The 26,869-nt window shown below is 44.2% G+C and carries 24 protein-coding genes and 1 pseudogene; 15 read left to right on the top strand and 10 right to left on the bottom strand.

The genetic code is table 11. The annotated features are described in order from the left end of the window. The 3 genes from VOA_RS0118460 to VOA_RS05740 all read right to left on the bottom strand — a co-directional run. Positions 1-695, bottom strand: a 695-nt coding sequence (locus tag VOA_RS0118460) for an ATP-binding protein (RefSeq protein WP_000174563.1), incomplete at its 3' end; no start/stop codon positions are given. Further along, complete coding sequence (locus VOA_RS05735) at positions 692-2,767, bottom strand: DDE-type integrase/transposase/recombinase (RefSeq protein WP_000944484.1); 2,076 nt, start codon at positions 2,765-2,767, stop codon at positions 692-694. The genes VOA_RS05735 and VOA_RS0118460, both read right to left, overlap by 4 nt. Continuing rightward, positions 2,751-3,569, bottom strand: coding sequence for a TnsA endonuclease N-terminal domain-containing protein (locus tag VOA_RS05740; RefSeq protein ID WP_000202887.1), 819 nt, complete (start codon positions 3,567-3,569; stop codon positions 2,751-2,753). The genes VOA_RS05735 and VOA_RS05740 overlap by 17 nt, the downstream gene beginning before the upstream one ends. A 144-nt stretch (positions 3,570-3,713) precedes the next feature. Between VOA_RS05740 and VOA_RS0118455 the strand changes: the two genes are divergently transcribed. The 7 genes from VOA_RS0118455 to VOA_RS05770 all read left to right on the top strand — a co-directional run bounded on the left by VOA_RS0118455 (position 3,714) and on the right by VOA_RS05770 (position 11,651). Next, complete coding sequence (locus VOA_RS0118455) at positions 3,714-4,250, top strand: fimbrial protein (RefSeq protein WP_000669848.1); 537 nt, start codon at positions 3,714-3,716, stop codon at positions 4,248-4,250. Positions 4,251-4,312: 62 nt separating this feature from the next. Then, positions 4,313-5,026 carry a fimbrial biogenesis chaperone gene (locus VOA_RS05745; RefSeq protein ID WP_000960784.1) on the top strand — a complete coding sequence of 238 codons (714 nt, stop codon included), beginning with the start codon at positions 4,313-4,315 and terminating at the stop codon, positions 5,024-5,026. A gap of 26 nt (positions 5,027-5,052) precedes the next feature. Further along, a complete protein-coding gene (locus tag VOA_RS05750) occupies positions 5,053-7,491 on the top strand; it encodes a fimbria/pilus outer membrane usher protein (protein WP_009732836.1) in 2,439 nt (812 codons plus the stop codon). 17 nt (positions 7,492-7,508) lie between these two features. Next, a complete protein-coding gene (locus VOA_RS05755; RefSeq protein ID WP_000242082.1) occupies positions 7,509-8,522 on the top strand; it encodes an OmpA family protein in 1,014 nt (337 codons plus the stop codon). 97 nt (positions 8,523-8,619) lie between these two features. Then, positions 8,620-9,591, top strand: coding sequence for a fimbrial protein (locus VOA_RS05760; RefSeq protein ID WP_000835749.1), 972 nt, complete (start codon positions 8,620-8,622; stop codon positions 9,589-9,591). 260 nt (positions 9,592-9,851) lie between these two features. Continuing rightward, positions 9,852-10,790, top strand: coding sequence for a lipase family alpha/beta hydrolase (locus tag VOA_RS05765; RefSeq protein ID WP_001038822.1), 939 nt, complete (start codon positions 9,852-9,854; stop codon positions 10,788-10,790). A 9-nt stretch (positions 10,791-10,799) separates the two neighbouring features. After that, positions 10,800-11,651: a lipase secretion chaperone gene (locus VOA_RS05770; RefSeq protein ID WP_000712689.1), complete on the top strand. Its 852-nt coding sequence runs from the start codon at positions 10,800-10,802 to the stop codon at positions 11,649-11,651. Positions 11,652-11,697: 46 nt separating this feature from the next. Here the strand turns inward: VOA_RS05770 and prtV are convergent, their stop codons facing one another. From prtV to VOA_RS19905, 3 genes are all read right to left on the bottom strand, one after another. After that, positions 11,698-14,454: a M6 family metalloprotease PrtV gene (gene prtV, locus VOA_RS05775; protein WP_000849469.1), complete on the bottom strand. Its 2,757-nt coding sequence runs from the start codon at positions 14,452-14,454 to the stop codon at positions 11,698-11,700. A gap of 77 nt (positions 14,455-14,531) precedes the next feature. After that, positions 14,532-14,819, bottom strand: a complete 288-nt coding sequence (locus VOA_RS05780) for a hypothetical protein (protein ID WP_000554890.1) — start codon at positions 14,817-14,819, stop codon at positions 14,532-14,534. Between the two features lie 310 nt (positions 14,820-15,129). Then, complete coding sequence (locus VOA_RS19905) at positions 15,130-15,306, bottom strand: hypothetical protein (RefSeq protein WP_009732835.1); 177 nt, start codon at positions 15,304-15,306, stop codon at positions 15,130-15,132. Positions 15,307-15,422: 116 nt separating this feature from the next. Between VOA_RS19905 and VOA_RS05785 the strand changes: the two genes are divergently transcribed. The 5 genes from VOA_RS05785 (at position 15,423) to vctC (ending at position 19,976) form a co-directional block, all read left to right on the top strand. Beyond that, complete coding sequence (locus VOA_RS05785) at positions 15,423-16,181, top strand: class II glutamine amidotransferase (protein ID WP_000336879.1); 759 nt, start codon at positions 15,423-15,425, stop codon at positions 16,179-16,181. Between the two features lie 186 nt (positions 16,182-16,367). Further along, positions 16,368-17,279, top strand: a complete 912-nt coding sequence (vctP, locus tag VOA_RS05790) for an iron chelate ABC transporter substrate-binding protein VctP (RefSeq protein ID WP_000803034.1) — start codon at positions 16,368-16,370, stop codon at positions 17,277-17,279. A gap of 51 nt (positions 17,280-17,330) precedes the next feature. Further along, entirely contained in the window at positions 17,331-18,269 is a 939-nt protein-coding gene (vctD, locus tag VOA_RS05795) for an iron chelate uptake ABC transporter permease subunit VctD (RefSeq protein ID WP_000735131.1), read from the top strand. Continuing rightward, positions 18,259-19,209: an iron chelate uptake ABC transporter permease subunit VctG gene (gene vctG, locus VOA_RS05800; RefSeq protein ID WP_001154101.1), complete on the top strand. Its 951-nt coding sequence runs from the start codon at positions 18,259-18,261 to the stop codon at positions 19,207-19,209. The genes vctD and vctG overlap by 11 nt, the downstream gene beginning before the upstream one ends. A 2-nt stretch (positions 19,210-19,211) precedes the next feature. Beyond that, positions 19,212-19,976 (top strand): iron chelate ABC transporter ATP-binding protein VctC, encoded by a 765-nt coding sequence (gene vctC / locus VOA_RS05805; protein ID WP_000615310.1) that lies wholly within the window; start codon positions 19,212-19,214, stop codon positions 19,974-19,976. Positions 19,977-19,982: 6 nt separating this feature from the next. Here the strand turns inward: vctC and VOA_RS05810 are convergent, their stop codons facing one another. Further along, positions 19,983-20,990 carry an AraC family transcriptional regulator gene (locus VOA_RS05810; protein WP_001181433.1) on the bottom strand — a complete coding sequence of 336 codons (1,008 nt, stop codon included), beginning with the start codon at positions 20,988-20,990 and terminating at the stop codon, positions 19,983-19,985. 85 nt (positions 20,991-21,075) lie between these two features. On the opposite strand from VOA_RS05810, the gene vctA reads away from it, so the two are divergent. The 3 genes from vctA (at position 21,076) to VOA_RS05825 (ending at position 24,896) form a co-directional block, all read left to right on the top strand. Beyond that, a complete protein-coding gene (gene vctA / locus VOA_RS05815) occupies positions 21,076-23,073 on the top strand; it encodes a TonB-dependent iron chelate receptor VctA (protein ID WP_000350334.1) in 1,998 nt (665 codons plus the stop codon). Between the two features lie 57 nt (positions 23,074-23,130). Further along, entirely contained in the window at positions 23,131-23,433 is a 303-nt protein-coding gene (locus VOA_RS05820) for a DUF2218 domain-containing protein (protein ID WP_001146846.1), read from the top strand. 269 nt (positions 23,434-23,702) lie between these two features. Beyond that, positions 23,703-24,896, top strand: coding sequence for an acetate/propionate family kinase (locus VOA_RS05825; RefSeq protein WP_000072088.1), 1,194 nt, complete (start codon positions 23,703-23,705; stop codon positions 24,894-24,896). Between the two features lie 144 nt (positions 24,897-25,040). Here VOA_RS05825 and VOA_RS0118450 read toward each other — a convergent pair. The 3 genes and pseudogenes from VOA_RS0118450 to copI all read right to left on the bottom strand — a co-directional run. Beyond that, positions 25,041-25,463 (bottom strand): annotated as a pseudogene (locus VOA_RS0118450) (IS5 family transposase); the annotation flags it as partial. A 65-nt stretch (positions 25,464-25,528) separates the two neighbouring features. After that, positions 25,529-26,062: a cytochrome b gene (locus VOA_RS05830; protein WP_000370598.1), complete on the bottom strand. Its 534-nt coding sequence runs from the start codon at positions 26,060-26,062 to the stop codon at positions 25,529-25,531. Positions 26,063-26,295: 233 nt separating this feature from the next. Next, a complete protein-coding gene (gene copI, locus VOA_RS05835; RefSeq protein ID WP_000976698.1) occupies positions 26,296-26,847 on the bottom strand; it encodes a copper-resistant cuproprotein CopI in 552 nt (183 codons plus the stop codon). Positions 26,848-26,869: the final 22 nt, after the last annotated feature.

Here is a 26,869-nt window from a genome sequence, read left to right as displayed (position 1 = left end):
ACTAACAGCCCAATTGCGTGGGTGTTGGCAATGTGTGCCATTACCGCAATCAAGGTTTCTACACTATGTCGTTTTTCCACGTAGCGACGTACGTAATTCGTGGCGAGCACCGCGTCAATTTCCCGAAAGAAGTTATGGCACAGGCTTTTCAACGAACCATCATGCGGGCAGTCAATTTTAAGGAAAACGATCTGAGTGAAGTTGTAGGCTTCGTGATATATCAACTGGGGATAGGTTGCCAGAATACGGTTCAATGAGCTTGTCTTGCCTGAACCAGAACAACCAATAAACGCCAGGCTCTTAGCGGTGGATTCCACGTGCTCGAACCGGAAAACTGTCAAATCCCCCTGCATGACCCGCTCATAACCATTCTGAATGTGGGCATTCAGTTCGCCTGTCGCCAGATTTCTGCCAACATACCCTTGTCGAAGCATGACCGATAATTTTGACTCCAACTCAATGTGACGGGATAGCGGCTGGAAAAAATTGTCGAGTAATTGAGATATGACATGAATACGGGTCTGGCCATCAAGATAAACATCGGTTGGGCGAAACGTAATTTGACCCGATAACCCGTCCTTTAGCTGACGCCGGTCCAGGATTGGCGGCAAAGCTTCAATAAGAGGGTTTCCCTGATACTGACTGATCCCGGTATCATTATAAATCGCCTGTACCATGCCTTTGGGTAGTGTCATTCATCATCTCCAAACAGGTCATCCAGAAAATCAGGGAAAGCCCCGTCTTCGGATTGATCAGTCAAATACCTGACATCTGCTTTAGGTTTTGACTCAGTAGGCTTGCTATCTGCTCGACGTTTCTGGCGTTCCTGCTCACGGGCTTCCCGCCGGTTTTGGTTGATGCCGGCCAAAGTTTCTGTTTTCGATTCACCAAAGTAGGAAGGACGTAGCTTTTCCGCGTTTTGGATAGTTTCCTGAATCAGATTTTCCAGCGATCTTTTACTTTCCCTCTCCTTCAATTTAGCTGCCGCTGTTGATTTTCGTTGTTGCTGCTGACTGTCCCATAACTCCCACATAGACCGCCCCCTAAATTCCCTTGAGCGGTCGGTTAGCGAGCACCCCCAGTAATCTGTTTTTGTTGCATCTGGGAAGACATAAATGATGTCGGCAACCAAGGGGTCATACGCCGCCCAAAAGGGGCCAGGTCGCTGCTGCCCGGTTCTATGGAGCCAGCCTGACGCCAGCAGTTCTCTACAGGTATAAAAGGCACCAAAGCATTGAATGCCGTAATCGGAAAGGGTTACTTTTTGACGAGGCAACAATGCCAACTTCAACGCCGACTCCGATGTGTTACGTAGCCGTCCGCTACGATTTTGAATACCCCATTGCCAGATATTAATCGGTACAGGTGCGAGGGTATCCGGCATATCCGGATCGCGGTCATACTTGACCAATACCGAACTCTGGTTGCGATGCAGGATAGAGCCAATAATGATTTTAGTGAAATCATCCAATGTAAGTGTTGCATCCAACCGATAATCTTTCCCGCCGCGCTTTTTGATGGTGGTTCCAGCAACCACTCCTGGTGCAAACGGTTTGAAGTCTGCTTGAATAGTACGAAAATGCCGCTCAACGATACCCTTCGCATCCCCACGATAAGGTGGTGTATTTTCAATCCGAACACCAAAGGCCTGCTCCAGATATTCAATTTGATGACCCAGCAACTCACCGCGATCAGCCAAAACTGCGTCCGGCAGTCCAATCGATGGCCAATCCTCTGGCTCGATGTCATAACCGAAAGACTGGCATAGCTGAGATTTATCGATCATGGCGTTCACCAGTGCCAACATAGCAGTCACATAGGAGGGGTTTTCAAGTCCCACATAGAAACCAGCAATCAATCTGCTATAGACATCGACAACCACGTACAGGGTTGGTCGGCCAATAATCTTTTGTCTGTCAGCGGAGAGCAGATAGATATCGGCAATAGTCGCGTCGATCTCGTAGCGTGCACCGGGACCATGAACTCCGGTTGTGGCTGTTCCTTGTAACGGCCTGATGTCCTTTTGATATTCGATTTTATTGACTCTCAGCCGGATACGTTCAGGCCGGACATATTCCCGCTCGTAGAAATAACGTAGTTGAGCAACTGTAGGGAAGTTTTCTTTCGGTACATCGGGATGAGCTGTTTCAAACATGCCCTCGAAACGTCGATGAGCATAAGGTAGAGAATGATTCTTCTCGGTCAGATAGTGGCGATCAAGTACAATGCGAAACATGCGTTCAACACCAGTATCTACAATTGCGCCGGTACCCGGCGCTATACTTCTCGGACGCCCTAATTTTTTCCCTGAAGCTGTGCGTTTCTTTCCTCGCCCGCCTGATTTATCGTAATCCGGAAGAAGCGCATTTGGTGTGCAACCTCGCTGCCAATATTGGCGAAGATAGGCATATATTGTTTTTTTAGCTGTTCCAGATTCAGTAACAACCTGCTGAACCAGTGCGCCTCGACCGCTGCGATAATAGATATCCGGTTGGTGTATTAAAGGCTCAATAACGGCCATACGCTTGTCCCGGATTTGCTGTGCTACTGAGCCTTGTTCCGGGAGCTGAGCGGCAAGATGCGAATAGGGGTCATCAACTTTTTTTAAAGTCTCAGAAAGAATGAAGTCTTCCACCTCTGCCAGAGAAACCCGTTCAGGAAATGCTTTGTCAGAATCGATATTAATCCATGTATATCGAATATCTGAGACATCAAGAATACGATACCGAGCCTCTCCGAATACCACGACATCATTGATTCGCAACATAATAATTCCTCAATGATTCAATATCTGAAGATGCTTGTAATTCCCCTACAGACAGAGTTGACCAAGGCTTGGTGATATCGAATAAGAAAACCCTCAAAGCTAATAGCGAACGTATCTTTTGCAGGGATTCGCCTGGAGAGAGTGAATAGGCTTGATCGAGCATCATTGCAACCTGAGAAATCAGCAAAGTTGGATGATTTATAAAAAAGCTCAGATAAAGGGAAGCCATATTCAGAGTATCTTCGATCCCATCCAGAACCAATTGCGCTGGATACATCCAGGCAATATTCTTGGTGACAGTCTTGGGGATTTGTTTTTCAGTCAGCAAATACCATGGCACTTCCTTTAACGCCCAGTACCGCCGTTCAAGTTCCAGTTTTTCGATGGTTCTAGGGTTTGAAAGATCTGAAGAGGTTTTTACCTGAATAGCCATTCTTGGAAGCTCAGGCTTATTAGTGTCCACTAGAAAATCCGTGGACATGACTTGAATTTGTCCTCGTACTTCGGGATGATGGATACGCGCTTGCACTGCAAGTTCAATGGTATCTTCTAGTCGGAGAGGATATTGCTCCCGGATATCAGTGACAGATGGATTCCAATCAAACAGAAAGAACGCTGCCAGCTCTAAGTCTGACAACAGATGGTGGGTTCGTTGAGTCTGAAATCCCCAGATACGGTGAGATCGTCCTGCAGAAGGCAGGTCTCTGACTGTCAGCCAGGGTTGGTAATCTTTTCCTGAACCCTGTCCGCGACCCTGTTTAACCCATTTCAGGGAACGAGAATCAAGGGATAAGCTGGTCAAGCTCCGTACCTCCGACATTTGCGAATAAAGTATACGGAGCCAAGTTACCAGCTTTATTTACTAGTTACCAACTATATTTAAAAGTAACCTACTTTATTTTAATCCCACAAAAATTGATATTAATTGTAAATAAATGAGGTTATTATGAAATTTAAAGTGTTGTCAATTAGTCTGGTTTTAGTGTCATCTGCTATTGTTACTAATGTATATGCAAATTCTGGTACGATTTTATTTAGTGGTGAAGTCGTTGATTCAACGTGTGACGTTAGTGTCAATGATGGTAACAATTCAGTTGTGTTGCCATCAGTGGCATCGAGTCAGCTTGCAAAGCTAAATGATGTAGCAGGACGAACCAATTTCACTATGAGCTTGACTAACTGCTCAGGGGCTCAAAATAACGTTTCTGCATTTTTTGAGTCTGGTACTGATGTTGACCCAGCTTCAGGAAATTTAAAAAATAGTGCTGCAACTAATGCTGCTACTAATGTTCAACTCCAGCTAATTGATAGTGACGGTTCTATAATTAAAGCAGGTAATACTAATCAGATTACTGGAAACGAAAAGGCAGAGATTAGTTCTGGTGCTGCAACTTTGAATTATGCAGTGCAGTATTTTGCAACAGCAGCCGCCGCAGCGGGGGCAGTTACAAGTTCAGTAACATATTCACTAAGTTATAATTAACTAATCATGGCACGTAGTTTATCTACGTGCTATCAAACGCTTAATTAAATAAGAGGTTCTTGATGTTGGTTATGCGATTGGTAGTACTTTTGTTTGGAATGCTAATATTTCACCAATCTTATGCAGGAGTTGTTCTAAACGGAACAAGAGTCATTTATAAAGAGGGTCAAAGAGAAGCACAAGTTCATATAGATAATAATGATGAAAAGCCGTATCTCTTACAAAACTGGATTGATGATGGTCAAGTTGATGCTTTGCCTACTGATATACAAGTTCCCTTTGTTATCTCTCCACCAATTAGCCGAATTGAGGCAAATAGTGGATTGGTTTTAAGAATTTTCTATACTGAAAATTCATTACCAGATAATGTTGAATCAGTGTTTTGGTTGAATGTGTTAGCTGCACCATCAAAAAATAAGTCATTAGAAGGTAAAAATCAACTACAGGTTGCTTTTAGAACAAGAATAAAATTGTTTTATCGCCCTAAATCGCTGAGTTCTCTATCTTTATCTAAGTCTTTAGAAAGCATCATAGTTAGACGTGTGGGTAATGAGGTGAAAATTAATAATAAAACCCCATTTCATCTCTCTATTTCTAAGTTGACTATTCAGTCAGAAGGTAAAGTCTATGAAATCGAAGGAAATATGATATCACCAAAGCAAACTAGTACTTATCGTTTCTATAACTTACGTAAATTACCCCAAGGGGCTACATTTAATATCTATTATATTAATGATTACGGTGGGACATCTGTAATTGAGCGAACTCTTGAATAATATTTATGGCCGTAGGGAGATTAATTTTGTATTTTATTTTAATCGCGAATTTTTTGCTGTTTTTCTCATTCTCAGTATTTGCAGATGATAATATAGAGTTTGATTCATCCTTTTTAAGGCTAGAAAATGTTGATATTACAAAGTTTTCTCAATCAACCTATGTTCAACCTGGAGTGTATAAGTCTACAATTTATTTGAATAATACTTTTTTTAAGTACGATTCGATTGCTGTTAATAATAATGGCTTGTGTTTACCTGCTTCTATTTTTGTTGAGATTAACCTTGACTTCAATAAGATACCTGATGAACTAATTGAAGATATAAAATCAGGCAGTAGCTGTATTTATTTAGAAACACATATCGAAGGTTCTTCTTTGGACTTTGATATTTCATTATCGAGAGTGGACATACAAATACCACAGGTTTACTTGTCTAAAAATCCTCGGGGGTATACAGATCCTGCTCTTTGGGATGAAGGCATTGATGCTGCATTTGTTTCATATAATATCAATGCGTATAATTCAGTATATAATGATAGTTCATCTGTCAGTGCTTATATTAACTCCGGTTTGAATGTAGGAGGATGGTATTTCAGGCATAAAGGTAATGCCATTTGGTCATCAGCGGATGAGTTTAATTATTCTAATATTAATAGTTTTTTAGAAAAACCAATACCTGAGATTAATGGAAAAGCAACGGTTGGTTTGGTTAATACGGAAGGTAAGCTTTTTGATTCTACAAGATTCTTTGGCGCACAGTTAATAAGTCAAACACAAATGCTACCAGAGTCACAACGTGGTTACGCACCTCAAATTCGTGGTGTTGCTAGAAGTAATGCTCGTGTAACTGTGTCTCAGAATGAGAAAGTTATATACGAAACAACCGTCTCTCCAGGTGAGTTTCTTATTGATGATTTATATCCTTCAGGGCATGGAGGATACTTAGATGTTGTCATTTATGAAGCGAATGGTTCTGAACAACATTTTTCAGTTCCCTATGATTCTATGCCTCAGTTACTACGGTTGGGTGCTCATGAGTATTTTGTGGCTCTAGGTCAATATGATGATGATTCTCTTCTAAGTAACCCATTGTTGCTAGAAGGAGGGTATCAGAGAGGTGTTCATAATTCAGTGACCATCTATGGAGGTTTACAAGGAAACCAAGATTATATCGCAGCAAAAGCCGGTGTTGCAGTAGGTACCCCTTTTGGTGCTATTTCTGCTGATATTACTCAATCCCACACACAACTACCCCGAGAATATGAAGATCTCAATGGGCAAAGTTATGAATTACAATATAGTAAAAATATTACTTCTACAGGAAGTAGTATTTCACTAGGTGGCTATCGTTATTCAACGGAAGGCTATTTAGATTATAAAATGGCAATGAGAGCAAGAGATGCTATAGAAAGAGGTAGTGAACTTAAAACATATAATTCAAAAAATAGATTTGTTTTAAATGCTGGTCAACAACTATATGGTTCATTTGGACAGTTGCAGTTTACTGGTATTTTTGAAAATTCTTGGAAAGATGAAAAATATTTAAATCAATATCAACTGTCTTATTCGAATGGTTTTAAATCAATAAGTTATGGGATAGGTGTTAATAGAAATGAAGATGAGAATCGTAAATTTGAAACTAACTATTCATTTAATTTTTCTCTGCCGTTGAGTGTTTTTTCTAATAATACTCAACCACAACTTCGTATAAGGTCTTTTCACGATGAGGCGGGCAGTCGGCAGCAAATTGGGTTAAGCGATATTGTTGGGGATGAATCTCAATTTAGCTATGGAATTAGTACGACACGGGATAATAGATTTGATGATTCTTCATTGGATTTAAGTGTTGGCTATATTGGTAAGTCTGCGACTCTTTCTTCGCGTTGGAGTAGAGGTAATAACTACAATACTCAAAACATTGGTGTCTCTGGCTCGATAATAGGGCACTCAGGAGGTGTTACTTTTACGCCTTTTACTGGCGATACATTTGCTCTGATTGAAGCTAAAGGAGCTGAAGATGCTTCAGTTAAGGGATATAGAAAAATCAAGATTGATAGCAATGGATACGCTGCAGTTCCTAATTTACAAGGATATAGAGAAAATAACCTTGCTTTAGATTTAACAACAGCTCCTTTAGGAATTGAGGTAAATAATGCTTCTAGGCGGGTTATTCCTTTTGAGGGTGCAATCGTAAAACTTAACTTTGAGACTCAATTTAGTGTACCTATCTTGGTTCAAAGTCATTCTTCTGGTGGACGTCTTCCCTTTGGATCGGTAGTGAAAAATGTAGAAGATGAAACAGTGGGGTATGTTGCTCAAAATAATCAACTCTTTGTACGCGTGGGTAAACCAGAAGGGAAATTATTGGTAGATTTGGGGGAGCGAACTTGTTCAATTGCTTATAGCCTCTCAGATGAACAACTGAATTCAGAAAGTCTAGCTATTGTGAACTCAAATTGTCTGTAAATATAGGAAGACTAAGAATGGTTTTAGATTTTCTTTACAGGGTTAATCAAAGTATCGGTATTAAAATGAAAAAATGTACTTCGACCTTGCTTATATTGTTGTGCCCATCCACTGTTTTTGCCCTATCAGGGAATGATAACAGTATATATCCGCATCTGTTTATCGGATTAAGTGGTGAATATATTAAGACTCAAGGCAGTGATAGCTCAGAAACATCAGCTTTGGGTGTTAATATAGGAAATCAAATTAACCGAAATGTGGCTTGGGATGTTGGTTATCAGTATGTATATGATCCTTATAGCAATAAAAGTGCAGATACAGGTATTTTTAGTGTGGCTGGTCGTTATGATTTATTCCTTGGCCAGAAAACCAGCTTATATTTTAGGGGGGGGATTGGTTACTGGATGATGGATTCTTATGCCGATGCGATAGCGAATAAAGAGAGTGCTAATGGAATTTCTCCTTTAGGTGAGTTAGGCGTTAATTACCGACTAACACCACAGGTGTACTTAAATATGGGTTACAAGTATATTAATGGTATCGGAAGGATAGACACAGGCATCTTTAACCAACATGCTTTAGTTTCTAGTGTGACTTATCATTTTAAAGGTAAATCTTTTGAAAGTATCGTTACGGCTCCATTGCCAAAAAAAGCTCCTGAGCTAACTTACGAACCTCAGAAGCTACTGGCAGTAACACTTGATTCTAGCGATATTCACTTTGACTTCGATAGTAGTGAAATAATTTTAACTAGATCCCTGAGTAAAAAAATTAGTCAGGTCATAAAATTCTTATTTGATAATCCAGAAATAAAAATAGAAGTTATTGGTCACACTGATTCTGTTGGTAGTCAAGAGTACAACCTCGTTTTATCGAAACAACGCGCTACATCTATTGCTCAATTAATTATTGATGGTGGCGTGAGTATTAATAGAATTAATATTATTGGTAAAGGGGAAGACGAACCAATTACAACTAATAGTCATGCTATGGGCCGAGCCCAAAACCGACGAGTAGAGATTAAAGAATGAATTTTAGAACGAAAAATAGACGTTAAGATATGGGAACATATTTTTATCCTCGCATTATATTAAAATCATACTATTAGTGGGAAAGTAAGAGGGTGTAATGAAAAGTATAATTTTCTTGTTTTGTTTAGTTTTGTTAGGGAGTAATAATGCTTTGGCATTTAGCTGTACATATGCAAATAACAATTCTCATTCAATAAGTCTTGGGGATGTTAAAGACATAGGGAATGAGATTGTTTTATACAATTTTCTTGCACAGACTTGCTCCGGGAATTTGCATATAGATTATCAAGATGCTTTGCGGATCTCTGCTGTGGTAAAGTCTACAGCTTTGATTGGAAGTGGCTTAGAGATTCTATTTAAGAGTGAAGCTGGTAGCTACTATAGTTGGGATGATGGTTTAAAAGGGCGCTGTATTTGGCCTGTGGAGGGAACCTACTGTCAAGGATCCAATTACAATAATGTGAATCATTATACTTATTCGATGAAAGGTAAAGTAGTGTTAAGGCGTGTCTCTGGAACAGAAAGTGGCGTAACAATACCAGCTGGGACAGAACTTGCGTCACTGCAATTTCAGCAGAGAGGATATTATCCATCTAGTCCTGCTACATGGGGAGGAAATTATTATACAATCGCTTTTAGAAATACGGATTCGTTAGATTTTCCAACCTGCAATATAGACAGTGCAAACTTGGATAAGTCAGTAATACTTCCTTCAGTAGATAAAAATGCTTTCTCTAATGTTGGTTCAACAGCAGGATCTACTCAGTTTCAATATGATCTTGATTGTGAATCTGGGGTGGCTGTAAATGTAACCTTGGAAGATGGTAATAATCTTTCTAATACGAGTGATACTTTTGTCTTGCAAAATGATTCAACGGCTAGTGGAGTTGGAATTCAAATGTTACACAATGGTGCACTTATTCGTTTTAAAGAAAGAAATGTTTTAATTCCCAGTGCGGCTCAAGGGAGTAACGTGATCGCATTTAGTGCTCGTTATATTAAAAATGCTGTAAATGTAGAGCCAGGTTCAGTTAAAGCAAATGCTATTATTTCATTTGATTATTTATGAGTGTATAAAAATTCCTATTAATGAATACCTTAACTAAAGTTTGGTTTTTTTGTGATCTGTTGTTATAAAAACGTATTGTTTTGTCTGTTTTCTTCACATTTCTTCTTTGTCTAGGTCGGAAATCAGCTATTTCTCTTCTAGTCTGATTAACGGTAAGAGGTCGGACTTCTTGCCTTTTGATGACCTACCTTCATTTTGTGAACATGGCATAACGCCTGATGTATTCAAGGATTGGAGGCAAAAATGAGAAGGAATATCCCTTGAATAAAAATATATTACTCATTGCTCTCTCTCTGTTTTCTCCCTTCCTGTGGGCAGGAACCAGTGCTACGGCATTAAATCAACAAGGCTATACTCAAACTCGTTATCCCATTGTTTTGGTTCACGGCTTATTTGGCTTCGACTCTTTGGCAGGAGTGGAATACTTTTACGGCATTCCGCAATCTCTGACTCGTGATGGAGCAAAGGTGTACGTGGCGCAGGTTTCGGCGACAAACAGCACTGAGCGTCGAGGCGAGCAGTTACTCGCGCAGGTGGAATCGCTATTGGCAGCAACCGGCGCAAAAAAAGTGAACTTGATTGGCCACAGCCACGGAGGGCCAACGGTTCGTTATGTGGCTTCTGTTCGACCAGATTTAGTGGCCTCGGTGACCACTATTGGTGGTGTGCATAAAGGCTCGGCAGTGGCCGATCTATTGCGCGGCACCATTCAGCCAGGCTCGATCAGTGAGCAGGCTGCAGTCACGGTGACCAAAGGTTTTGTTGCCTTGATTGATTTACTGTCTGGCGGAGAACCTCATCCGCAAGATCCTCTCGCATCGCTTGCCGCACTTACGACAGAAGGCTCACTGAAATTCAATCAATACTATCCGGAAGGCGTTCCTACATCCAAGTGTGGAGAAGGCGCGTATCAAGTGAATGGTGTGCGTTACTACTCATGGAGTGGGAGTTCCACCGTGACGAATTTGTTAGATCCGAGCGATGCCGCGATGGGGGTGTTAGGGTTGGTATTTAATGAGCCGAATGATGGATTGGTTGCCACTTGTAGCACTCATCTTGGCAAGGTGATTCGTGATGATTATCGAATGAATCATTTAGATGAAATTAATGGGTTGTTGGGTATTCATTCTTTATTGGAAACCGATCCGGTGACGCTGTATCGCCAGCATGCCAATCGTCTCAAACAAGCCGGATTGTAGGAGTTCGCTATGAAGAAGTTCGCATTGAGTTTTGGTGCATTGGTGGTTGTGGGAGGACTCGGTGCGATCTTTTGGCTTTCAACGCAACCCGCTATGCCGATATCTGTGACCCCATCGCAAGCGGATATTCAGCCTGATAAATCTAGCTCACGAGACTTGTTAGAGTATTTTCTCTCCGGTTTAGGTGAGTCCTCAATGCCAGAGATCACTCAACAAGTGCAGCAGTATGAGCAGGAAAACCAAGGATTTTTGATTGATGGTGATCTGTTTGAGCGCTATGTGCGTTATAAGGCAGCGCTTGCTGAATTGACCTTCCCCGAGATTGATGGCGCGCTCACTGCACAAGATTGGTTGCAATTGCACCAAGCTTTGCTTGATCTCCAAGCTCAGTATTTTTCAACGGAGCAACAGGCGCTCTTTGCTGAAGAGAATCGCTTACGCGAGTTAGCTATTCAAAAACAGTTGATTCTTGAGCAGTATGGCGAGGAAGAAGGGCAGAAGCATTGGCAAGATTTACTCGCAGAACAGCCGGATTTTATTCAACGCAGTGAAGCGGCAACGCAACTGTTACCTCAATTAACTCAAATTGCACAAGGTGATGAGCAACAGCGCTATTTGGCGCGTGTCGCTCTCGTTGGGGAGCAAGGAGCGCAACGTTTAGCGGAGTTGGATGATTCCCGTAGTCAGTTTGAACAGCAATTCAGCCAGTATTATCAGCAGCGCTCGGCTATTTTAGCTCGTGCTGATCTTTCTTCATCAGAGCAGCAAAGCCAGATTCAGCAGTTACGAGAAACCTCTTTTGCGCCAGAGCAGTGGCGGCGTATTGAGGCTTTAGAACGTTTGAGCGATAACGGGCAGTAAAAAAGGGCACCCAAGGGTGCCCAAAAATGTGAAGGAGAAGAGAAAATTACAGTTTAACTTTAATGATTTTAGTATCTACCGCACCGCGGTTATCCATCACTTTCAATACCACTTCGTGCTTACCATAACTTGGGAAAATAGCGGTGAAGATGCGTCCACGTTTGACTTGGCCGTTTGGCAGTGTCCACTCGGTATCCACTATGCGCCCATCACGATCGGTACTGGTTGACCACATAGTGACCCAACGACCCAAGTGAATATAGCTAGCACTGGCTTTGGGGGCCATATTCGGTTTTTCTACCTTGATGGTTTGGTGATGAGTGTCCGTTGCTCCTTTATCATCGGTCACCGTGAGAGTGACTTGATAAGTGCCCGCTTTCGCATACGACCAAGTGGGAGCTGCTTCGGTACTGGTTTCGTGATTACCAAAGTCCCACAAGTAGCTAACGATGCTGCCATCACTATCACTGCTGGTGTTTTGCGAAGTGACGTTTAGCCCTTCCACTTTCAGTTCAAAACGAGCAACGGGCGCGATGTTTTCTGTGGTAGCTTTAGACAAACGCACAACACCGTATTCATTCTCTTTACTTTGTGAGAGCAAATCGATCTTCAAGCCAAATGGCATCACTTTGCGGCCAGAATCTGGCGCTTGTGGTGAGCTGTAATCTTGATCATCTGAGAAGGAAGCGTTACCCGTTAAGTTAACATCTTCCAGTGTATTGCCATCGGTAGTGACCAGTTTCAGTGGCGCTTGATCAAACAGAGAGAAAGCGGCATCACGTACTTGGAAGCGAGTTTGCGCGGCTTCACCCGTTTTCGACCACACCAAAGCATTTTGGTCGGCATCGACAACGCCTAGCCAGCCTTCACCGGGATGTTTGCCAACCCAGTTATCTGCGTAGGATTCATCCACATACCACACCAATAAACCCGGTTCGAACGACATTAATTGCCCAAAGCGTTTCAAATTTGCTAAACCTTGGTCAACGTCATTGTGGCTACGCCATTGCAGCAAGTAGTAATGGTTAGCTTCATGGAAGCCGCCGTTTTTGGTAAAACCATTGAACGCAAAGCTGGATTCACCTTCAGCGTTATCAATCAGACTTTCGCTACCATCCACATCAAGACGTAGGTCATCCACATACAGACCTTCCATAGCGAGGCCGCCATCGGTCACGTAATCAAACGCCAGTTCAACGGTTTGTCCTGCCCATGCGGAAAGATCAAACTGCGCATCCACCCATCCAGAAGAGTCACCGGAAATGGCAGGCACTAAACCTGTATTATACGGATCGTCCAAGGTGGTGATGTTGCCTGCAATTTGTTGGCCGTTAATCAGCACGCGGGCATAGTCGTAATCTTGCTCAATCTGGAACCATGCCTTAAAGCGCAGTGTCGCGTTGCTACCAGCAGGGATCGTTAGCTGACGGCTCATGCGGTTTTTCAAATCATCGCCACGATTGGAATAGAATGAAAACTCGCCTTCCGCGGGTTTTATCCCCTCAACACGTTTGAGCGGCAGAGTGACTTTCACCATGTTGGGGCGAGTGTTGTCCGTGGTTTGGAACAGTGTCATTACCCGAGGTTTGGCTTCCAGTTCATCGATCGACAGTTGTTCATCATTAATCCAGCGACCGCCGATCGCGTTTTGTAAAAACTGTTTTGACCAAGAACTGAATGCGGTGGGTTGTGTTCCGCCAATTTTTCCTGCCCAGCTACCGGAAGACATGATTGACCAGTAGGATACTGGTTCACCAGCGCCTGTGTATTGGGTGTCGTACTCATCGGGTAGGCCTAAGTCATGGCCATATTCGTGGGCACAAACCCCAGCTGCAGCATCAATCGGTTGGATGGTGTAATCAAACGCAGCGTATTGTCCGCCAAAGCGTCCAGGAACATTACTTTGAGTGCCTTGAAGTACATGGTATCGGCCGAGGTTAAAACGGTGTGACCAAATCGCATCCGCCCCTAACACGCCTCCGCCGGCTTCTTCACCGACCGATGCATGGAAAATCATCAAGTGATCGATAACCCCATCAGGTTCACGGAAGTTACCGTTACCGTTGTAGTCGTAACGATCTTCGATGTCGTAATCGGCAAGGTTGATATTAGGGTCGCGTGCTAACTGGTCGAGAGCTTCACGCACTAACTCTTGTGCGTGTTGATCGTTGTTTGTCGTGGGTGAATTGCCCCCATAGTAGGCGGCATTTTTTGACGCACGATACCAACCAGCGGCTTGGCCCGACACGCCATAAGTGTTGCCAGACTCGCTTTCGTAGTACTGACGCATCGAGATGAAGTTTTCACCATTGGGTCCGGTGTAACCTTTATCGGAAAACAGTAAGTCTTGATAGTGAGAAGGCTCATAGCGCTCGTAGAGCATTTCGGTATGCTCTTTGGTGAGGCGGTTGTCATCCCATGGTAAGTCTGGGAAATCAATCAACAAAGCCAACACTTTATCGGTGCGTTTTTGGCTTACATCCAAGGCGAACACGCGTGCTTTGTGCGGGCCTTTTTGCTTATCAATCACTTTGAGAATTTTGGCTCGCTTCTCAAGTGCTTTCTTGCCAAATTGCGCATCGCCTTTAAAGCCTGAGCGAATTTTGTTATCCAAATATTGCTCTAATGCAATCCGTTTATCACTGTCAGAAGCATCCGCTGGAATTTGCCCAGTACGAATTAACATTTCAATTAATTTGTCCTCATTCACCACGCCTAAGTCAACGGGTGTTTGAGCATATAAACCACTACTAAAACAGGTCGCTACAGCGGCAGCTAATAGCGTTTTTCTGATTGTTTTCATTTTATTTCCTTAATATTTCCTTATTTAAGGTGTGACATAGCTAACCGAATTAATTCAGTTAACCAATTAGGGTGAGATTACTCCGTGTCTGGATTAATACAGTGTTGTTTTAATGCGCTATTTTTATTTGTATTTTCCTCATTAATTGAGGAAGGAGTTTCATTCGAAGGTGTATTAATGTTCTTCTTGCTGAACTTCTGTTGTAGATAAAGCGAAAGGGCTTTCTGCTGTTGTTCGTAAGAAAGTCCATCACAGATAACACCTTGCTCAATAAGGGATTCAATCAGCTTTTCATCATTAGGGAGAACATTGGCAAACAGCATGCTCGATTGGCATGCAGCCCAGAGCCAGAATAAACGATGCATAATACATATCCATATGTAAAACATTTGTAACAATTTATGATTGTCGTAAATTCATAGCAAGTGTGAATTATTGTAGCTTTTAAATAAAATCACATTTACAACAGTTTTGGTAAACAAATGGAAATGGAGTTTAATTATAAATAAGACAATTAAATATGCGTCTATTTTACATTAATAATGATATCTATATCGATATAAAATGCTATAACTGCTATGCGGATTATGTAAATGCTGAATAATATCGGATAACAGCTATCATTAATCTTTATTGAAAGAGAAGTAATATGCTGAATATTTTCAAGTTACAGAGTTAGAGGTAATGATCAGGAATTTGATCTTGCTTCAATAATGAGTGGGCGCACTTATACCACGCAATCGCAGTGGGCTCCGCACTGAATAACACCGATGCGATCGGGAAAAGTGCATCGGTCGTGCGGTGTTCTGTTCCATACAGTGAGCCGTTGAACGCGGTAGAGAAATCGGCCATAAGCCTTATCGCGTCAGCGTTTAAATTGACGTTGGGTAATATTTTTCTTCCCGTATTGCGCACTGTAACTAAACATGCTTTATTGAAATCAGTAGTATTTTTTACAGGACGTGGTTATGTGTCGCTGGCTGGCTTATCAAGGAAGCCCCATCTATTTAGAGCAGTTAGTTTATCAACCAGAACATTCATTAGTTCATCAAAGTTTGGAAGCGCGCAAAGCCGTCACCCGTGTCAACGCGGATGGCTTTGGGTTAGGTTGGTACACAGAACGTAGTACGCCGGGGCGTTTCCACGAAGTGTTGCCCGCGTGGGGTGATGAGAATCTCCGCTCACTGGCACATCATATTCGTTCGCATCGTTTTATGGCGCATGTTCGTTCTTCTACGGGCACGCAAGTTTCCCGCTCGAATTGTCACCCCTTTATCTATAACCATTGGATGTTTTTACACAACGGCCAAATCGGTGATTATTGTGCGGTGAAATATGAATTGGAGCGTTCTCTGCCCGAGCATTTGTATATCCGGCGGACAGGGACAACAGACAGCGAATTGATCTTTTTATTGATGCTCAAACATGGTTTGGAGCGTAGCCCAATTGAAGCAATTCGCTTAACCGTAGGGGAGATCGAAGATTTGCTGAGCTCAAAAGGTGTGGTGTTGCCGTTTAAAGCTTCGATCTGCATTTCGGATGGAGAGCAGTTTTGGTTAGTGCGTTATAGCAGCGACGGTCAGCCACCAACGGTTTACCGAAAACCGTGGCAGGATGGCATTATTCTGGCGTCTGAACCACTGGATGCCTGTCCAAATTGGCAATTGGTTGAACCACAAACCATTACCCACGTTTTCGGCTCTGATTGCCAGCAATACACTATTTAAAACCTTTCCCACACATTTAATTGTACAAACTCTGGCCATTCTTCTGAATTGGCTAGGGTTTTGTTGTTTCTCTCATTTCTCAACGGTTGCATTGTCACGATGGTTTTGATTATAGTACCGTCAATTAATGAGAATAAGTATCAAAACTATTCGCTTTGTATTTTTAACCATGATCGGAAGAAACATATGAAACCTCTTTTTCATTGGGCTACTTTAGGATTGCTGGCTTCGTTTGCAGTACAAGCCGAAACTGTCACGATTGAACACCGTTTAGGGAAAACAACGCTAGAGCAGAAGCCACAACGTGTGGTGGTGATCGGCGTTGGCGCTTTGGACGCAATGGACAGTTTTGGTATTGAACCTGTTGCGATATCCAATTTTGATGGTATGCCAGAGTATCTAGCGAAATACAAAAGTGACCAATACCCGAAAGCGGGTTCGCTGTTTGAACCGGATTTTGAAACCATTTATACCCAAAAGCCGGATCTGATCATCATTGGTCCTCGTGCGTCAAAGAGCTACGACGAGCTATCGAAAATCGCACCAACCATCGTTTTTGCCGCAGAAGCTGACCAAGGCTATTGGCAAAGTACCCAACAGCAGTGGCGCAACTTAGGCAAAGTGTTTGCGATTGAATCTGCGGTAGAAGCCAAAATTGAGCAAGTTGACGCGCAATTTAAATCGATCATGCAATACAACCAACACAACAAGAGTGATGCCATGTTGGTGATGAGCTCAGGCGGCAACCTGACGACGTTTGGTGCGAATTCGCGTTTCTCTTCTGTGTACAAAGATTTTGGTTTTAGCGAGACCGTGCCTGTGAGCAAAGAGAGCAGTCATGGTGATCTGATCTCTTTTGAGTACATCCGTGAACATAACCCGAAAACCTTGCTGGTGGTTGACCGTGATAAGGTCGTCAGCAAAGCAGAATCGAATATCCGTCAAACGTTTGAAAACGATCTGGTAAAAGCGACCACAGCGTACAAAAACGGCCATATTGCTTATCTTGATGTTACTGCTTGGTACATCGCAATTGCTGGAGTGAAAGCCACAGAGCAGATGGTTGCCGATATGAAAACATCGGTCGGTATGCAGTAGTAGATGCGGAGGAGGGGAAACCCTCCTCTGGTTGACAAGCTGAGGTTAGCTTTGAAAAAGTTATTGCTTGTTTTAGGCGTGATGAGCTTTTGTTCACTGTTTGTTGGCGTGGGGCATTTACCGCTCGCCAGTTTGATTCAAGGTGATGCTGCCGCTTGGCAGTTGCTGCTGACCAGTCGAGTACCAAGATTATTGGCCATTCTCCTGTCAGGCGCGGGTTTAAGTATTGCCGGTCTTATCATGCAGCAAATCAGCCAAAACCGATTTGCCGCTCCTTCCACCTCTGGCACCGTTGAATGTGCCATGCTCGGTTATGTGCTGAGCCTCGTGTTGTTTGGTCATGGCGATAATTTATGGCTGATTTTTGGTGTCGCCATGTTGGGCACCTTAGTGTTTGTGTTTTTTATCCAACGTATTCAGTTTAAAAACGTCATTTTTGTGCCGTTAATCGGCATCATTTTTGGCAATGTGATTGATTCTCTCGCGACCTTCATCGCCTACAAATACGATGCGATCCAAAACCTTTCCGGTTGGGCTGTGGCTAATTTTGCCAACTTGCTTAAAGGTGATTTTGAATTGCTCTATTTGGCAATTCCGGTGGCGATTTTTAGTTACCTGTATGCCGCACGGATTTCCGCTGTCGGAATGGGGAAAGATTTTGCGACCAACCTTGGCCTGAAATATCAACAAGTGATGATCATCGGTGTGGCATTGGTGTCGGTGATGTCGGCGACCGTGGTGATGATTGTCGGTCAGTTACCTTTCTTGGGGTTAATCGTGCCGAATTTGGTCAGCCAGTATTACGGCGATAGCCTGCGTAAAAATATTCCGCTCACCGCCATCTTTGGTGCGTTGTTTGTCTTGCTGTGTGATTTGGTGGGGCGAGTGATCATTTTCCCTTATGAAGTGTCGATTTCCATGATCATCAGTATTTTGGGTGGTTCGGTGTTTATTGCTCTGATTTTGCGAGGGCAGCGTAATGCAGGATAGAACCAAACTACTGCTGCTGATCGCCGTTTCGTGTGTCTTTGCCGCGCTGTTTATTGGCGTTGGGTTGAATGCCGATAACTATCAGTATTTTTTGTCACGCCGTGTGCCGAAAGTGCTGGCGATGGTGTTTGCGGGCATTGCGATCGCGCAATCTTCATTGGCGTTTCAAACCATCACGCATAACCGAATTCTCACGCCGAGCATCATGGGATTTGACTCCTTGTACATGTTTACCCAAGTGCTGGTGGTGGTGCTGTTTGGAGGCATGAGCAGTATTGCGATGAATGTGTATTGGAATTTCTCACTTTCTGTTGCCGCAATGCTGAGCTTTTCTACCTTGTTGTATGCCTTTTATTTCCGAAGTGGGCATCGCAACTTGATCGTGCTTTTATTGCTGGGTGTCATCTTGGGGCAGCTCTTTTCTAACATCGCCTCTTTCTTTGTGATGTTGATGGATCCGAACGATTTTGCCTCAGTGCAAGCCAATATGTTTGCGAGCTTTAATAACGTCAACACCAAGCTGGTGTATGTGGTGTCCCCATTGCTGTTATTGGCCTGTGTGTTTTTGTATCGCTTACACCGCGTGCTCGATGTGTTTTGGCTGGATCAGGACAATGCGTTGAGCCTTGGGGTTGATGTACACAAGGTGACGTGTAATGTGATGTTGCTGAGTGCGCTGCTGATTTCGATCTCCACCGCCTTAGTGGGGCCGATCCTGTTCTTCGGTTTGCTGGTGACGAATCTGACTCGTGAATGGTTCCATTCTTATCGCCATTCCACTTTGCTGATCGCGGTTTCTGCCATGTCGGTATGTGCTCTGCTCGCAGGGCAGTGGGTGATCGAAAAAGTGTTCCATTTCGGCACTACCTTGAGTGTGGTGATCAATTTTATCGGCGGGATCTATTTCCTCTCGCTGTTACTTCGCAATAAAGTGGTTTAGCTATGATTCAACTGGAAAAACTCACCAAACATTTTGGCACTAAGCGCGTGGTGAATGATGCCAGTGCCCAGTTTGACAAAGGGCAAGTGACGGCGATTATCGGCCCGAATGGGGCAGGTAAAAGTACCCTGCTTTCCATGGCGAGCCGTTTGGTCAACCGTGATGCCGGAAAAGTGTGGATTGAACAGCGTGAATTGGTGGATTGGAATACCAAAGCGCTGGCTCAAAAATTGGCAGTCTTGCGTCAATCGAATGTGCTCAATATGCGTTTTACGGTACGTGAACTGACGGCTTTTGGCCGCTTCCCTTACAGCCAAGGGAAATTGACTGCGCAAGATGAACAGATCATCAACCAAGCGATTGAGTACCTCGACCTAGAAACCATTCAACATCAATATTTGGATGAATTGAGTGGCGGCCAGCGCCAACTGGCGTTTATTGCTATGGTGATGGCGCAAGATACGGATTATGTGTTCCTCGATGAGCCATTAAACAATCTGGATATTAAGCACTCGCTGCAAATCATGTCCACGCTGCGCCGTTTAGCTCACGAGTTGAATAAAGCCGTAGTGGTGGTGATCCACGATATTAACTTTGCCTCTTGCTACGCCGACAAAATCGTTGCGCTGAAAAAAGGGGAAGTGGTAGCAACCGGTTCTGTACCAGAGGTGATCCAATCCGAAGTGCTGAGTGAAATCTACGAAACGCCGTTTAATGTGATTGAGATGCAAGGCCAGCGCTTGTGTCTTTATACTTTACCGGAGTAATAGATGTTACCCAGCCTGTTTTAATTCCACAAAAGCCTGCGGAGAGATACCAAAGGCTTTTTTAAATGCGGCAGTAAAGTTAGAAGGGTGAAGGTAACCCGCTTCATAAGCCGCTTCGGTAATCGTCACTAACCCACGCTCTAATTGTTGGCGAGCCATTTGCAAACGTCGATGACGAATGTAGTGAGCCAGCGTCATGTTTAGCCGAGATTTGAACTTGCGCTGCAAGTTGGACACGCTCATCGCATGCTGTTCGGCGAGCTGGTTCAAACAAATCTCCTCACGCAAATGCTGATCGATATAGCGTAGCAACTCGTTAATCACGCTTTCCGTTTGCGCATCGTGGATGTGAGCGGGTGCCGTTTCGTGTCCGGAGCATTGCAGTATGGCTTCATGAATCAAATTCCAAGTCAGTGCCTCACGCTCGATATGCTGACTCAATGTCGGCGAAGCTGGCGTTTTCAGCACCTCTTCGACCTTCTGCCAGCCAAGATCGGAAAGCGACAAACGAGCGAACGCTTTATCTTGCTGAATAAAGTTCAATAACGGGCAATCTTGAGTCGCGAATTTCTGTAGTTTATCGGGACTCAGGATGATGTTGAGTTTTCGCACCTGCATACCTTGGTGCAGGCGACGATGGAAAATACAAGGTTGTCGCAAGTTCACCATCAAGGCTTGAGGCCCATCGTTGGCACACAAGTCAAACTTGAGATCGTCATAGGCAAATTGCAGCGTTCCTTCCAACAGTAAGGTGATAACCAATGCCGGTGAGCTGGTGGTCATCACATCGCAATCCGTCAGCTCAAGGCTACAGCCACCATGCAGAATAAAACCACTTGGGCTGGCGTACTCAATAAATCGACCTTGAGCCATCACAGGCTTATTCAGGTGTTGAGCAACAATTTGCTCATCATTTTCTTTGACGACATGGCACGCCAAAGTGACAGCTTGCCGCTTGGGCATCGCTGGATTCTGTCTTTGCGCATTTCCCATAACTGATGTGCGATTTTGCATAACGGATTCAACTTCTCTATCGGTTCGGCTCAATTTAACATATATGCGAATTGTTATCATTTGTATTTTTGGGAATTGAGTTAGTATGGATATTTGCAAGAAGTCTGCGTTATGGCTTGCGATGACCGCAGCGATGTCAGCCAACGCGGTTGCTGAGCAGAAAGCGACACCTGAGCAGTACACCACGCCAGAGCAGGAAAACGTAGTGGTGTGGGGCACAAAAGTATCGAGCAGTTCGGAATCACTGACCACGGATGATTTGTCACTTAAGCAAGCGGATCATATGTCCGATTTGCTGCGTGATATTCCGGGGGTAGATGTAGGCGGAACGCACTCGGTCAACCAGCGCATCAATATTCGTGGCTTTGGTGAAACCGATCTGGACATTCGTCTGGATGGGGCTTCACAGCACGCCAACATGTTCCACCACATCGGCAATTTAACCTTGAACCCAGACATTTTGAAATCGGCGGATGTTCAGGTGGGCAACAACTCGGTCACTCAAAATGGGTTAGGCGGTGCGGTGTATTTTGAAACCAAAAACGCTAAGGACCTGCTGGTGGGCGACGAGCAGTTTGGTGCACGCATTTTTGGCGGCTATGCCTCTAACGATAGCCAACAAGGTTCGCTGACCGTTTACGGCCAATTGAGCGAAACCGTGGATGCCATGGTGTACGGTCAAGGCATTTCACGTGACAATTTTGAGGATGGTTCAGGCAAAGAAACCTTCGGTGTTGCGGGTGATACCTACAACGTATTGGCAAAAGTGGGTTTTGAACCGGCAGACGGTCACCGTTTCCAACTCTCTTATGATGTGTATCGTGACAAAGGGGATTATTCACCACGCCCTGACATGGCGGGCACCGCGAACGAAGGTTTGACCAAAAATCGCCTGATTCCAACCCGTTACGATCGCGATACCATTACTGGCTCATATGAACTGAAGCAAGATCAGCATCGCGGTAAAGTCACCCTATACAGCAGCCAAACCGAAATTGATCGTGATGAAACCGTGATGGCTGGCGCTTGGCCGGGTAACCGTGTTTCTCACAATACGGCAACCAACCGTAACGTGGGCGCGAATGCGCTATTCCAGTCAGATTATGAACTGGTCGAGTTTCGCAACCAGGTGACGTATGGTTTGGATTACATCGATCAAACCAGCAAAGCCACTTATGGCAGCACGCCATTTATGGAAGAATCGGCCATTTCCACCGCATTGTTTGCCGAGAACAAACTGTATGTCACCGAGGCTTGGTCAGTCACCGCTGGCCTACGTTTTGATGATTTCAAACGTAAAGCCATGACGGGAAGTAAAGATTTCGATGAACTGACTTGGTCACTGGGCACGGAATGGGATGTGAACAGCGATTGGACACTGTTTGCCAACGCCCGCTCGCTGTTTAAAGGCCCTGAGTTACTGGAAACCTTCGTTCGCTATCAAGATGTTGCCCGTTTAGATGACAATATCAAAGCGGAAACGGGCCTGAATACTCAAGGTGGTGTGCGCTTTGATAAGAAGTTTGGTGAGCATTTTGTTGGCGCTAACTTCACCCTGTTCAACACCAAAATCGATGATCATATCCGCACCAATAACAGCTACCTGATCAGCAATGTGGGGGATATGGAAATCAAAGGCTTCGAGCTGAGCACGACATACGCGTATCAAGCCGCAAGTGCCAAATTCTCTTACGCTCGCTCGGATGCGGATGATGTCACTAACGGTGGTCCAATGCTCAACTCGGTGGGTTCAAGTGCCGACATGGGTGATAGCCTTGCACTGACGCTTGGTTACCAAGCCGATTCGTTCGATACCCTGTTTGGCTGGACGTCGATTGTGGTATTGGATGAAGACAACGTGGTTGCAGGTTCAGACAAGAAAGAAGGCTATGACGTACACAACCTCTATGCGCAGTGGACGCCATACTCAGTCCCCAATCTTGTCCTGACTTTCGGCGTGGATAACGTGTTTGATGAGCTCTATGTTTCTCATGCATCACGTATTGGCTTAGCGAGAAGCTTTGTGGCCGATGATTACGAGCCGGGCCGTAGCTACAAGTTGTCTGCCGCTTACCAATTCTAATATCTCACCCATACTATCAAGCCCGCATTGTGCGGGCTTTTGCACTGGAAAAATTCTATGCCATACCAATCAAAAGCTATCTTACAATCCGAACATGTTGCCAAATACTTGGTGACTTTATGCCGTCATTTTGCCCGCAAAGTTCCAGCAACATGGGATGAAGCTCATGGGCGAGTTGAATTCCCCGCGGGTATCACCACTTTAACCATTTGTGAGCAAAGCCATACACTCACCTTTGTGTGTCAGGGAGAAAGTGAACAAAAAGTGGCTGCTCAGCAAGCGGTGATCAACGCACACATCGATATGTTTTCACGCCGTGAATCGATCACGCTCGATTGGCAAGCGATACCGTTTGCATAGTCACTAAGCATCAGGTTGCCTTTCGGCATTCATCCCTTACTGCATCAGCGTTCGTGGTCGTTGACGAACGCTGTTTTCTTTCATTAAAAATTGAAATATTTCTCGGCTAAAAAGAAATCGGTTCTTGCTTAAGATCAACAAAAAAACGTTTCTATTGCACAAAAAACTAAAACAAAGTTGAAAGATTAAAAAAATATTGAATAATGCTAGTTCTATAATGACGAAGCAAAAATGCTTCCCTTTAACGTCTGAAACAGGATACAGCCCCCATGTCGAACTCGTATGTGTTGGTCATAAACTCTGGTAGCTCATCATTGAAATTTGCAGTGATTGATTCCCAAACGGGGGACGCTCTGATCTCAGGCCTCGGCGAGTGCTTCGGCCTGCCTGAAGCAGTGATCAGTTGGAAATACCAAGGTGAAAAAACGGAGGAAGCGATTACCGCTGCCGATAATCATCACCAACATGCGATCAACCGCATTGTGGGCTTAATGGAAAGCTTGGGCTTTGCTCAAGACTTAGTAGCGGTAGGACACCGTATTGTGCATGGCGGTGAGAAATTCACTTCAACCGTTCGTATTGATGAAGAAGTACTGGCAGAAATCGAAAGCTTGTCCGATCTTGCTCCGCTCCACAACCCAGCCGGTGCAATCGGTATCCAAGCTGCTATGGCCGCTTTCCCAAGCTTGCCACAGTTTGCTGTGTTTGATACCGCCTTCCACCAAACCATGCCGAAAAAGGCATTCACTGGTGCTATCTCTCATGAACTGTACAAACAATACGGTATCCGCCGCTACGGTTTCCACGGCACTAGCCACTACTATGTAAGCCGTGAAGCTGCCAAGATGCTCAACAAACCGATTGAGCAAGCCAGCTTCATTTCGGTTCATCTGGGCAACGGTGCTTCAGTCTGTGCGATCAGCAACGGTCAATCAGTGGATACCTCAATGGGCTTCACCCCATTGGCGGGTCTGATGATGGGCACACGTTCAGGCGATCTAGACCCAGGTATCATTGAATTTTTGATGAAAAAAGGCTGGAGCCAAGAGAAAGTATTTGAAACCCTGAACAAGAAATCAGGTTTCTTGGGTGTATCCGGCCTCACTTCTGATGCTCGCGGTATTTTGGAAGCGATGGAAAACGGTCACGAAGGGGCGAAACTGGCGTTTGAAGTGTTTACCTACCGTGTTGCGAAATACATCGGTTCTTACTTGATCCCGCTAGAGCATCTGGATGCTATCATCTTCACCGGTGGCATTGGTGAAAACTCGCTGCCGATTCGCCGCGAAATTCTAAGCAACCTGAAGCTGCTTGGTTTCGTGGAAGATGAAAAAGGCAACGAAGCCGCTCGCTTTGGTAACGCCGGCATCATTGCTAAATCTGAATTGCTTAACGCAGTGGCTATGGTGATTCCAACTAATGAAGAATTCGTGATTGCTCAGCAATCCGTTGCGCTGCTGTAATCATCTCTGCAATATCTTAATAAAAGGCGAGCCATTGGCTCGCCTTTATTTTTCCCTACCATTCAAAAGAACTGAATAGTTTGTATTTCAGGCTTTGTTGCGTAATTCGGTCAGAGAACCAAAATACCTGCAATTGAGTAGTTCTTATACAACACACTGTGTTTCAGGCATACCAAGCCCTGTAAGCTTGTTCAGCGCTTTAATCATGGCGTAAGTTTCACCAACCTGAGCATTGTTGTTTCTCAGACTTAATCGCCCACCTAACAACTGCTTCACTCGATACATTGCTGTCTCTGATAGTGAGCGTTTATGATAGCCGTACCGCTTTTTCCACTTATTGTTGGACCCGTAGAGCTTCTGGCAACCTACCGCTAAATTTCTAGGGTGACCATTCTCCCAGAAGGCAGCCCCTTCTCTAGGAGGGATGAGTGGAATAGCTCGCTTGAACCGTATGGCATCGTGGCAATCCCTTGTGTCATAAGCGCCATCACCAGATATCTTGATAATTCTTCGGCGTGTTTGCTTGAGCAAGTTAGGAAGGACTTCTGCATCGGTAACATTCGATAAACAATGAGCTATACAAACAAATCCGAGCGCGTAGTGCGCTCGGATTTGTTTGTTTTTAGGTATGGTTAACCACGGCCCAGCATGCGTGCCATGGTTGAATCTTTATCAATAACTTGGTGTTTGATCACTGCCACTATATGCAATACGACAATCGCGATAATGATGGGCGGTGCAGTTTTGTGGATTGTTGAACCGAGCTCTTGTAACCAAACTACTTTTTCACCAGCCGCAACGAGCGTATAACCAAACACATCGAGCGCACGTCCACCGGCAATATTCATGGTAATGCCTGAAAGTGGTATTGCTAGTGTGGCAAGCAGTAGTAAACCATGTACGGCTTTAGCCATTTTTTCCTGCCATGCCGGCATCACAGAGGCGGGTGGAATAGCCCCCTCGCGGATACGCCAAATGACGCGTGTTAAAGCAGCGAGAAGTACGATGACTCCAAACGATTTATGTAGGGCAATTAACTCCATTTTTTCTGGCCCTCGTGGCAAATCGGCCATATATGCCCCGACAATAAATACGCCGATGAATGCTAAACCAATTATCCAATGCATCGCGATTGACGTTTTTGAGTAAGTTTTTGTGTTATCCATAATCTAATTCCATAGGTTTCATAAGGTCATGGCTATTATGGGCGATTTGACGGTTTTGTGAACGGTGTGTGAGTAAATTTACGTAAATGTATGAAAAGGTAACGAGAAAAAGTAAGGGAAAATACACACGAAATCATTTGTGAATGTGAAGAGAGAGTAGCAGGGGGAGCTGCTACTCTGAGGCTTGAAGTTAAAATTTACTTAGTGCGATAGTGTCAATGAGCATATTTAGATCACAGCTCTACACTTTTCACCATACCCGCTTCAGCATGCCCCGGGATGTTACAAGCAAATTCCACTTTGTTGTCACCTTGGAAATGCCATAACAGCTCTTTGGCTTTGCCCGGTTTTACGGTGACAGTGCTGCCGCTGTCGTGTTCATGGTTACCCATTTGACGCATCATTTCACGGTGTTTCAGTTGCTCCGCGGCTGAACCAATCGAAAATTCGTGATCGATTTTGCCTGTGTTCATCACCACAAACTGAACCACATCGTTAGGCTCAATGGTAACGTCTTTCTTGAACGTGATCTTCATGTCATCACTCAAAATCACGTGTACCACTTTGTTTGCTTTCGCGCCCGGTGCTGGCATTCCCACATCAGACATGCCTTCCATGCCCATCATCTGAGAGTGATCCATGTTCATCATGCTGTGGTCCATTTTGCCACTCATCTCGGTTTTGCCCATGTTGCCATGATCCATCTTGGAGTGATCCATGGTGTTAGCAAAAGTGGTGGTTGCGGTGAAAGTCAGTGCCATCGCAAGCAGTGTTTTCTTCATCATTGTCATGTTCCTTTTTTGGGTT

The organism is Vibrio sp. RC586, from assembly GCF_000176715.1.
GTDB lineage: Bacteria > Pseudomonadota > Gammaproteobacteria > Enterobacterales > Vibrionaceae > Vibrio.
This window is presented reverse-complemented; position numbering and strand designations above follow the sequence as displayed.